This window comes from Bradyrhizobium sp. (genome assembly GCF_035570375.1).
In the GTDB taxonomy this organism is placed as follows: domain Bacteria; phylum Pseudomonadota; class Alphaproteobacteria; order Rhizobiales; family Xanthobacteraceae; genus Bradyrhizobium.
The window spans coordinates 48,040-57,858 of the sequence record NZ_DATMLW010000058.1; the positions used below are offsets into that span (position 1 = coordinate 48,040).

The 9,819-nt window shown below is 64.7% G+C and carries 7 protein-coding genes; 2 read left to right on the top strand and 5 right to left on the bottom strand.

Annotation, left to right across the window (positions count from 1 at the left end; all coding sequences use genetic code 11):
* The first annotated feature begins 132 nt into the window (after nucleotides 1-132).
* Together malQ and VNX23_RS06630 are read left to right on the top strand one after the other, a co-directional pair.
* Nucleotides 133-2,076, top strand: coding sequence for a 4-alpha-glucanotransferase (malQ, locus tag VNX23_RS06625; RefSeq protein WP_325628380.1), 1,944 nt, complete (start codon nucleotides 133-135; stop codon nucleotides 2,074-2,076).
* Between the two features lie 31 nt (nucleotides 2,077-2,107).
* Nucleotides 2,108-3,913, top strand: a complete 1,806-nt coding sequence (locus tag VNX23_RS06630) for a glycoside hydrolase family 15 protein (protein WP_325628381.1) — start codon at nucleotides 2,108-2,110, stop codon at nucleotides 3,911-3,913.
* 122 nt (nucleotides 3,914-4,035) lie between these two features.
* On the opposite strand, the gene VNX23_RS06635 is transcribed toward VNX23_RS06630, so the two are convergent.
* The 5 genes from VNX23_RS06635 to gnd all read right to left on the bottom strand — a co-directional run.
* Complete coding sequence (locus VNX23_RS06635) at nucleotides 4,036-5,769, bottom strand: adenylate/guanylate cyclase domain-containing protein (RefSeq protein ID WP_325628388.1); 1,734 nt, start codon at nucleotides 5,767-5,769, stop codon at nucleotides 4,036-4,038.
* Nucleotides 5,770-6,080: 311 nt separating this feature from the next.
* The gene (locus tag VNX23_RS06640) at nucleotides 6,081-6,893 is read right to left on the bottom strand and encodes an HAD family hydrolase (protein WP_325628382.1); all 813 of its coding nucleotides are present in this window, start codon (nucleotides 6,891-6,893) and stop codon (nucleotides 6,081-6,083) included.
* Entirely contained in the window at nucleotides 6,890-7,432 is a 543-nt protein-coding gene (locus VNX23_RS06645; RefSeq protein ID WP_325628383.1) for a gluconokinase, read from the bottom strand. The genes VNX23_RS06640 and VNX23_RS06645 overlap by 4 nt, the downstream gene beginning before the upstream one ends.
* The gene (gene zwf / locus VNX23_RS06650; RefSeq protein ID WP_325628384.1) at nucleotides 7,429-8,946 is read right to left on the bottom strand and encodes a glucose-6-phosphate dehydrogenase; all 1,518 of its coding nucleotides are present in this window, start codon (nucleotides 8,944-8,946) and stop codon (nucleotides 7,429-7,431) included. The genes VNX23_RS06645 and zwf overlap by 4 nt, the downstream gene beginning before the upstream one ends.
* A gap of 5 nt (nucleotides 8,947-8,951) precedes the next feature.
* On the bottom strand, nucleotides 8,952-9,819 hold an 868-nt coding region (gnd, locus tag VNX23_RS06655; RefSeq protein ID WP_325628385.1), incomplete at its 5' end, for a phosphogluconate dehydrogenase (NAD(+)-dependent, decarboxylating).

The following is a 9,819-nucleotide window of genomic DNA, read 5'->3' on the forward strand; positions in this document are numbered from 1 at the left end:
ATGCCGTTTGGTTGCGATTGGTTCCCGCCGGGAACCGGCGCTGCCATCAGAGAGTTAGGTATGGCTATCGCCCGACGCAACCTCAGGAATCTGGCGGCATCCTGACGCCGTTACCTGCAAACCGTGTGCCGAATGAATCTTTCCGCCCAAGCCCGCGATCTCGGAATCCTCACCGAATTCTTCGACGGCCAGGGTCACCGTCACGTGACCGACGAAATCGCGCTGAAAATCATCGTCGATGCCTTTCCCGTCAGGATTCCTTACCGGTTTGTCGAAGGCCCTGTCGTCATCCGGTCGGGTCGTGCGACCCGCACGCGGCTGAGCGAAGCGGTCAGGCTGCCGTTGCGCTGGGAGATCAGCAGCGGTCCCAAGGTCGCTGCCCGGGGCGAGTCGGACCAGAACATCATCGTCTGGCCGCAGGATCTTCCGGTCGGGTCCTATCGTCTGAAATTCACGGACGCAACCTCCGTCGATGAAGAGGTGCCGCTGCTGGTCGCGCCGGCGCGTGCCTTCGGCGGCGACTTCGACCGCGGCTGGCTGCTGGCGGTGCAGCTCTACGGCGTTCGCTCGGCGCGCAATTGGGGCATCGGCGATTTCACCGACCTTGCGGCGCTGATCGAGTTCGCAGGCGAGCTCGGTGCCGAGGGCGTCGGCCTCAATCCGTTGCACGCATTGTTCGACGACCGCCCGACCGATTGCAGTCCCTATGCGCCCAACAGCCGGCTGTTTCTGAACCCGCTCTACATCGATGTCGAGCAGATCGCCGAGTACCGGCCAGGTCCGGCCACGGATGATCTCGCGCGGCTGAGGAGCGGCACGGTGGTGGATTATGCCGGCGTCGCCGCGCTCAAATGGCGTGCGCTGCGCGCAGCATTCGAGGTGTTCCGTGCCGAGCGCGACCCGGCGCGTCAGCGGGATTTCGCTCATTTTCGCATCGAGAGCGGGACACTGCTGCAGCGCTTTGCCTGTTTCGAGGTGCTGCGGCACCGCTTCAACACGCCCTGGTGGGAGTGGCCGGAAGAGTGGCGGCGGCTCGACCAGGCGGCGTGCGATCGCTTGCGCGCGGGGCCGGAGGCGAACCAGATCGAGTTCGTCGAATATGTGCAGTGGACGGCCGACCGCCAGTTGCGGTCGTGCAAGGCGCTCGCGGACCGGCTCGGCATGAAGGTCGGTCTTTACCTCGACGTGGCCGTCGGCGTGCAGTCCGACGGTTTTGATGCCTGGAACGAGCAGGCGGCGATCTCGCGCTTGCTCGCCGTCGGCGCGCCGCCGGATCCGCTGAACACGCTGGGCCAGAACTGGGGCCTTGCCGGCTTCAATGCCGCCGGTCTCGAACTCCGCGCGTTCAAACCGTTCCGCGACATGCTGCAGGCGTCGATGCGTTACGCCGGCGCGATCCGTCTCGACCACGTGCTGGGCTTGAAGCGGCTCTATCTCATTCCCCACGGCTTCCCGGCCCGGAAGGGCGCCTATGTGCAGATGCCCCAGGAGGCGCTTCTGGCGGTCATCGCGCAGGAGAGTGTGGCGCATGATTGCGTCGTCATCGGCGAGGATCTCGGCACCGTGCCGCCGGGCTTTCGCGATGACATGGCCGATTGGAACATCTGGTCCTACAAGGTGATGATGTTCGAGCGCGACGACGATGGCCGGTTTTTCGGCCTCGACCACTATGCATCCAACGCGCTGATCACCTTCAACACCCACGACCTGTCGACCTATGCCGGCTGGCGCTCCTTCGCCGATCTGAAGCTGAAGCGCTCGCTCGGCATCGATCCCGGCGAAAGCGACGAGGCGCGCTGGCGTGCGCTTGGCATGCTGGACGAGGTTTTGCGCCATCACGGCATCGACCAGCACGATCTCTATTCGGTCGTCGGCTTCCTCGCGCGCACGCCATCGCGTCTGCTTGCGGTCTCGCTGGAGGACTTGCTTGGCGTGATCGACCAGCCCAACATTCCCGGCACCGTCGACGAACACCCGAACTGGCGGCAGCGTCTGCCGGTCGCGCGCGAGAACATCGGCTCCGCCGTCGATGTCGCCGCGTTGCGGGCTGCGACGGCCGCGCGAGCCGAGGGATGATCGCGACCTGTCCCAGCAAGGGGGCAAGAGCATGCCGTTACGGATCGAAGATTATGGCCTGATCGGCGACTGCGAGACCGCGGCCCTGGTCGGGCGTGACGGGTCGGTCGACTGGCTGTGCTGGCCGGCTTTCGACTCCGAGGCCTGTTTTGCCGCGATCCTCGGCAGCAGCCGGAATGGCCGCTGGCTGATTGCCCCGACGGACGAAACCGCCAGGGTTTCGCGCCGCTATTGGGACGACACGCTGATCCTGGAAACCCGCTTCGAGTCCGCTGAAGGCACGGTCGCATTGATCGACTTCATGCCGCCGCGCGGCGAGGCTTCCGACGTCGTTCGCCTGGTGCGCGGCGTGGAAGGACGGGTGGCGATGCGGATGGAACTCGTGATCCGATTCGGCTTCGGCTGCGATGTCCCCTGGGTCAAGAAAACCGAAGATCGCTGCGCACTGCTCGCGATCTGCGGGCAGGACATGACGGTGCTGCGCACCCCTATCGAGACCCGGGGGGAAAACATGACCACGGTCGCCGCGTTCGAGGTCGGTGCCGGCGAGACCATCCCGTTCGTGTTGACCTACGGCCCGTCGCATCTGCCGGTGCCGACGCCGATCAATCCCGAGCGTGCGCTCGAGGAGACCGTGCAGTTCTGGACGGACTGGAGCAGCCGTTGCAATTACGAGGGCGAGTATCGCGACCTGGTGATGCGCTCGCTGATTACCCTGAAGGCGCTGACCTATGCGCCGACCGGCGGCATCGTCGCGGCTCCAACGACGTCACTGCCGGAAAAGCTCGGCGGCGCGCGCAACTGGGATTATCGCTTCTGCTGGCTGCGCGACGCCACCTTCACGCTGCTTGCCCTGATGAACTCGGGCTACACCGAGGAGGCCTCGGCCTGGCACAACTGGCTGTTGCGGTCGGTCGCGGGATCGCCCGCGAACATGCAGATCATGTACGGCATCATGGGGCAGCGTCGCCTGCTCGAATGGGAAGCAAACTGGCTCCCTGGCTACGAAGGCGCAAAGCCGGTCCGGGTCGGCAACGCCGCACACGCGCAGGTGCAACTCGACGTCTATGGCGAGCTGCTCGACGTGTTCCACCAGTCACGAATGACCAAGCTGAAGCTCGATGATGGGACCTGGGACCTCGAATGCACGGTGCTCGATCACCTGGCCGAAGTCTGGCAGGAGGCGGATCACGGCATCTGGGAAAGGCGGGGCGCGGGAAGGCACTACGTGTTCTCCAAGGTCATGGCCTGGGTGGCATTCGACCGCGCGCTAAAGAGCGCCGACATGTTCGGCTTCAAGGCGCCACGCGAGCGCTGGCAGGTGTTGTGCGACACCATCCATCGCGATGTCTGCGAGAAGGGCTTTGATCCCGCGCAGAACGCTTTCGTCGAGTCCTATGGCTCGAAGGTGCTCGACGCCAGCGTGCTGCTGTTGCCGGCCGTCGGCTTCCTGCCGGCCCGCGACCCTCGCATGCGCGGCACTGTTGCGGCGATCGAGCAGCACCTGATGCGCGACGGTTTCGTGCTGCGCCATGATCCGCGCGAGGTGACCAGGGAGGTCCCGCCGATCGAGGGCGCGTTTCTGGCCTGCAGCCTCTGGCTCGCCGACGCCTATGTGCTGGGCGGAGATACCGAAAAAGCGCAGGCGCTGTTCGACCGCGTGGTCGCCATCGCCAATGAACTCGGCCTGGTCGCGGAGGAGTACGATCCCGGCGCGCGGCGCCAGACCGGAAATTTTCCTCAGGCGCTGACGCATATCGCGCTGATCAATACGGCGCACAATCTGAGCGACGCCAAGCGGGCGAGCGAGAAGCCGGCGGTGCAGCGCTCGACATAGCGTTCGATGAGTTTTGCGCTGATCAGTCTTGCCACGCACGCTATTTCACCTTTCCCCGCAAGCGGGGAGGGGGAGCACACCTCGCACGCGGCGACAACTTGCTCGACCACAACGCGTGACCGCTACTTGTGCTCCATCGCCCATGCGCCGTCCCAGTCGGCGGGCGGAGGCTTGCGTTCGAAGCCGCCGATGCGCTTGAGCAGCGTGAGCGATGGGCCATCGTCTGCTGCGACCTCGAGCGCAGCTTCGAAAGCCTTGCGCGCATCCTCCCAGCGCTGCGACCGATAGGCCGCCAACCCCTGGGCATAGCGCTCGCGCAGCGCCATCTGTGCCGGCGTCAGCGCGCCCGGTCGTCCCAGAATTTCGAACACGGCCTGCGGATGGGTCTGGCCGAACACGATCAGGCGATCGATCTCGCGCACCTCGACGGCGGTGCCTGCCGCGGTGATCGCACTTGCCGAGACCAGCGAGCGGGTGCCGTACTCCTTGTTCGCGGCCTCCAGTCGCGACGCGAGATTCACTGCATCGCCCATCACCGTGTAGCTCATCATGAATTCCGACCCGATGCTGCCGGCCAGGACGTCGCCGGTGGCGACCCCGATCCGGACGTCGCATTCCATCGGGATCGAACGGACGTCGAGCAGCTCGGGCAGGTCCCTGCGCAGGGTTGCGACCGCATCGATCATGTCGGCCGCGGCGCGACAGGCGAGCTCGGCCTGTTCGCCAGGCTCGACGAAGGGCGGGCCCCAATAGGCCATGATGGCGTCGCCGATATATTTGTCGAGGATGCCCCGATGAACCCGGATCGGCGAGGACATCGTGGTCAGGTAATGATTGATGATCTTGACCAGGCCCTGCGGCGTGACGCCCTCGCTGAGTGCGGAAAATCCCCTGAGGTCGCAGAACAACACCGTCATCACGCAGCGTTGTCCTTGGGTTGCGGACAAGGCTGGATTGTCGATCATGCCCTCGACGATTTTCGGATCGAAATAACGGCCAAACGTTTCCCTGATGCGCTCGTTGCGCCGCAGCCGCTCGACCATCCGGTTGAAGGCGAGCGACAGCTGGCCGATCTCGTCCCCGGTCGAGACGCTGATCGGCCGGTCGAGGTTGCCCGCTTCGATATGACGCGTGCCTTCCAGAAGCTGCCGCACCGGCCGGGTGATTCCGCTCGACACGATCAGGGCGAAGCCCAAGCCGAACGTCGCGGCGAGCGCGGTCACGATGATCGAGATCAGCATGGCCTGGCGCTGATTGCGGATCACGACGGAGCTCGAGGCATAGACCTGCTTGAGCATGTCGGCGCGGATCGCGTCGATCTTCTGGGTAAACTCGTCACGCAGCGCATCCACGCGCTCCATCGACGACCTGGCTGCGGCATAATCCTTTGCGTCCAGCCGGCGAAGCAACAGTTGAGATTCCTCGCCCAACTGCTTGCGGGTTTCCTGGGTGGCGTTCTCGATCCGGTCATCGATTCTCGCCAGCGCGGCGTTGTCGGATGGCGTCGTCACGTCGTCGATGATGGAATTGATGAGCTTGCGCGCCGCTTGCGCTTCCTGATCGACGTCGGCGTCCGCGTCCTGGTAGGCCTTCAGGCGTGCGGCATAACCCGCCTCATCGGGCGGGTCCTGCATTTTCGCGATCATCATCCGGCGGATCGCGATTGCGCGCTCGAGCGACTTGATGTTGGCTCGCGCCAAATGGTCGTAAGCCGGGAAGTATTTATCGTTGAGTTCGTCGAGGAGGTGGCCGACCGTGCCCGCCATGAATGCCGAGATAGCTGAGGTGAGCACCATCAGCACGATCAGCCCGACGGCGATGCCGACGATCTTTCGCCTGATCGATGGACGGAACATCCAGTGCATGGGCCGGAAGCGTATGGTTGCGGGAGACTGCATGTCGGGAGAATGCATCAATCCCAGCCGTTTCGCCAATAAATCAGCTTCGGAAAGAACAGAAAGGGACTTGCCCAGAGCGAGGCTATTCACCTCTCCCCGCTTGCGGGGAGAGATCGGATCGCATCTTCAGATGCGATCCGGGTGAGGGGGCTCAAAACAAGCTCACTCACTTGAGACTCCCCCTCACCCCAACCCTCACAGCGCGAGCTTTGCTCGCGCGGCCCCGCAAGCGGGGAGAGGAAGCCGACTGCCGATGCTGCGGCCGCTCACTAACCCGCCGCGTTGTGCTGCAGGATCATGTCGATGGCCTTGGCAAATCCGTCCGCCTCGTTCGAGGCCGTGACCAGCTTGGCCTGTGCCTTGATCCCGTCATGGGCGTTGCCCATCGCGATCGACAGGCCGCTCATCGCGAACATCGCGACGTCGTTTTCCATGTCCCCGATCGTGGCGACCGCATCGGTGGAAATGCCAAGCCGCCGCGCCATCGCGGCGACGAAGGTGCCCTTGTCGCAGCCCGGGGGGGTGATATCGAGATAGTAGTTCTGCGAGCGCACGGCGGTGGCCTGCGCCCCCAGAACGTGCCGCAATTCGGCCTCGCAACGTTTCAGCAGCTCGAAATCCGAACTGGCGCCGACGATCTTGCAGGCCCGCGCCACATGCGGCGCGAAGTCGTCCAGGATGGTCGGCTCGGTCCGGATCGCCCGCACCTCGTGCGGCACATATTCGCCATGGCCATTGCGCGTGAACCAGGTGTCGTGCGTGAACAGCCAGATGTCGACGCCGAACCGGTCCAGCAGGTCGATGCTGCGCTCGGCGGCGGTGACCGGAATCAAATGCTGCTCGATCGGATTCATCTGCGGATCGACGATCGCGCTGCCGTTGAACGCGCCGATCGGCAAGGCGATCGCCAGAGGCTCGATCAGGAAGCGCATGCCGATGGTCGGGCGGCTCGAGGTGATGGTGAAACCGATGCCGGCCTCGCGGAGCCGGCCCGCCGCGCGCTTTGCCGCGTCGGTGAGGGTCTTGTCCTTGGTCAGAAGTGTGCCGTCGACATCGGAGATGACGAGCGCGATGCGGGTCATGCGGGATTTCCGTTTGGAGAGGCCCTGTCGGCAGGCGCAGACTGCAATTGACGCACGATCTCGTCCACGATGCCGTCGATCGGCGCATCGATCGACACGGCTACGGCACCTTCGTCGTCGCCGGGCGGCTCAAGGGTCTGGAACTGGCTGGCCAGGAGTTCGGGCGGCATGAAATGGTGTTTCCGCAGCGCGAGCCGGTGCGCGATCAAGGGTTGGTCGCCCCTGAGATAGACGATTCGGACGTCATGTCGCGCGTGGACGAGGACCTCGCGATACGCGCGCTTGAGCGCGGAGCAGGCGATGACAGCGGGTGAGCTCGCCTCGCAGCCGCGGTCGATCTCGTCCGCAATGGCTTTAAGCCACGGCCAGCGATCGTCATCGGTCAAGGGGATGCCCGCGTGCATCTTGGCGACATTGCTTGCGGGATGGAATTTGTCGCCGTCCTCGAACCGCCAGCCGAGGCGCTGGGCCAATGCTTGCCCGATCGTGCTCTTGCCCGAACCTGACACGCCCATCACGATCAGCGCGCAGGGCGTCATGGCTCAGGCGTCCGCCATTTGCGGCCATCTCGTTTCATCAGGTCGAACGCCCCTTCGGGTCCCTCGCTGCCCGCCGGATAGAACTGGAGGCCATCGGCGCCGGCCTTTTTCCAGGCATCGAGGAAGGGCTGCACCGCCCGCCAGCCGGCTTCGACGCCGTCGGCGCGCTGGAACAGGATATTGTCGCCGATCATGCAGTCATAGATCAGCGTCTCATAGCCGGTCGAGGGCTCAGCCTTGAAGTAGTCCTTGTAGCGAAACTTCATCTCGACCCCGCTGGCCATCACGGCCGGGCCGGGGACTTTTGTGTTGAACTGCAGCTCGATGCCCTCGGTGGGCGCGATGCCGACGACGAGATAGTTTTCCGCGAGCTTCTCTACCGGCGTACAGGCAAACATCGACAGCGGCGCCTGGCGGAACTTGATCGCCACCTCGGTGCGCTTGCGCCCGAGCGCCTTGCCGGTCCGCAAATAGAAGGGAACGCCGGCCCAGCGCCAATTGTCGATGGTCAGTTTTAGCGCGGCAAAGGTTTCCGTGAAGCTGTCCGGCCCGACATCGTTGATCCGGCGGTAGTCGACGATCTCGCTGCCATTGACCCCGCCGGCGATATACTGGCCGCGCACGGAGTTCTTCAGCGCCTCGGTCTCGCTCGGGACCTGGATTGCCGCGAGCACTTCGGCCTTTTCCGTCCGCACGGTGTGGGCGTCGAACCGCGCCGGCGGCTCCATCGCGACCAGCGACATGAGCTGAAACAGATGGTTCGGCACCATGTCGCGCAGCGCGCCGGTCTGGTCGTAGAAGTTGCCGCGATGGCCGACGCCGAGATTCTCGTCCACCATGATCTGCACGTGATCGATGTGATGCCGGTTCCAGATCGGCTCGAACATGCCGTTGGCAAAGCGCAGCACCAAAATGTTCTGCACCGTCTCCTTGCCGAGATAATGGTCGATCCGGTAGATCTGGTGCTCGTCCAGAATCTGCAGCAGCTTGGCGTTCAGCGCTTTCGCGGATGCAAGGTCGGTCCCGAACGGCTTTTCGATCACCAGCCGGCGCCACGCACCGCCATCTTCCTTGACGAGGCCGGTGCGGCCGAGCTCGCGCGCGGTCGGCGCAAACGCATTGGGCGGCGTGGCGAGATAGAACAGGCGGTTGCCGCCGGTGGCCCGCGCGGCTTCGAGCTTCTCCAGCTGCTGCTTGAGCTGATCGAACGAGTCCGGCTCAGCGGGATCGGCTGCGACGGAAGTAACGCAGGAGAACAGCCGCTCGGCGATGCGATCGTCCACGCGGCGGGTCGCGAACTCACGCAAGCCCTTCATCAGGCTGTCGCGCAGCGCGCTGCTTTGCATCGGCCGGCGGGCCACGCCGACCACGCAGAACGGCTCCGGCAGGAGGCCGTTTGCGGCGAGATTATAGAGCGAGGGGATGACCAGGCGGTGCGTAAGGTCGCCGGTGGCGCCGAAGATGACGAAGGCACAAGGCTCCGGCTTGCGTTGTGCTGGCTGACCGTCCGGCATCGACCTCAGGCCTTCCTGGTGCTGGCTGCCGCATCATGCGGCGGTTCCTTGTGGCCGCCAAAACCCTCGCGCATCGCGGAGAGAATTTTTTCGGCAAACGTGTGGTCCTGGCGCGAGCGGAAACGCGCAAACAGCGCGGCGGTCAGCACTTCGGCCGGCACCGCCTCGTCGATCGCGGCATTGACGGTCCAGCGGCCCTCGCCGGAATCCTCGACAAAGCCGGAATAGGTTTCGAGCGTTGGTTGTTTGGCCAGCGCCGAGGCGGTCAGGTCGAGCAGCCAGGACGGGATCACGCTGCCGCGCCGCCACACCTCGGCGATATCGGCAAGGTCGAAGTCGAAGCGATGGTCAGCCGGCAGGGTGTCGCTATTCGCATGCTTCAGGATGTCAAAACCTTCGGCATAGGCCTGCATCAGGCCATACTCGATGCCATTGTGGATCATCTTGACGAAATGCCCTGCGCCAACGGGGCCGGCATGGATGTAACCTTGCTCAACGCGGGGATCGCGCCCCTCGCGCGCTTCGGTGCGCGGAATGTCGCCGCGGCCGGGCGAGAGCGCCGCGAAGATCGGATCGAGGCGGTCGACCACCGCCTCCTCGCCGCCGATCATCATGCAGTAGCCGCGCTCGAGGCCCCAGACGCCGCCTGAGGTGCCGACGTCGAGATAATGGAGGCCGCGCGCCTTCAGCGCCTTGCCGCGCCGCACGTCGTCCTGCCAGAACGCATTGCCGCCGTCGATGATGACATCGTCCGCCTGCATCAGCCCCGCCAGCGTCTCGATCGTCGCTTCCGTGATCTGTCCCGCAGGGAGCATCACCCAGGCGGTGCGCGGCGTCTCGAGCTTGGCTGTGAACTCCTCCAGCGTGACCGCG

What these genes read in the sequence shown, in the direction of transcription:
- malQ (WP_325628380.1), top strand. Translation starts at nt 133, where the DNA reads ATGAATCTTTCCGCCCAAGCCCGCGATCTCGGAATCCTCACCGAATTC.
- VNX23_RS06630 (WP_325628381.1), top strand. Translation starts at nt 2,108, where the DNA reads ATGCCGTTACGGATCGAAGATTATGGCCTGATCGGCGACTGCGAGACC.
- VNX23_RS06635 (WP_325628388.1), bottom strand. Translation starts at nt 5,769, where the DNA reads ATGTTCCGTCCATCGATCAGGCGAAAGATCGTCGGCATCGCCGTCGGG.
- VNX23_RS06640 (WP_325628382.1), bottom strand. Translation starts at nt 6,893, where the DNA reads ATGACCCGCATCGCGCTCGTCATCTCCGATGTCGACGGCACACTTCTG.
- VNX23_RS06645 (WP_325628383.1), bottom strand. Translation starts at nt 7,432, where the DNA reads ATGACGCCCTGCGCGCTGATCGTGATGGGCGTGTCAGGTTCGGGCAAG.
- zwf (WP_325628384.1), bottom strand. Translation starts at nt 8,946, where the DNA reads ATGCCGGACGGTCAGCCAGCACAACGCAAGCCGGAGCCTTGTGCCTTC.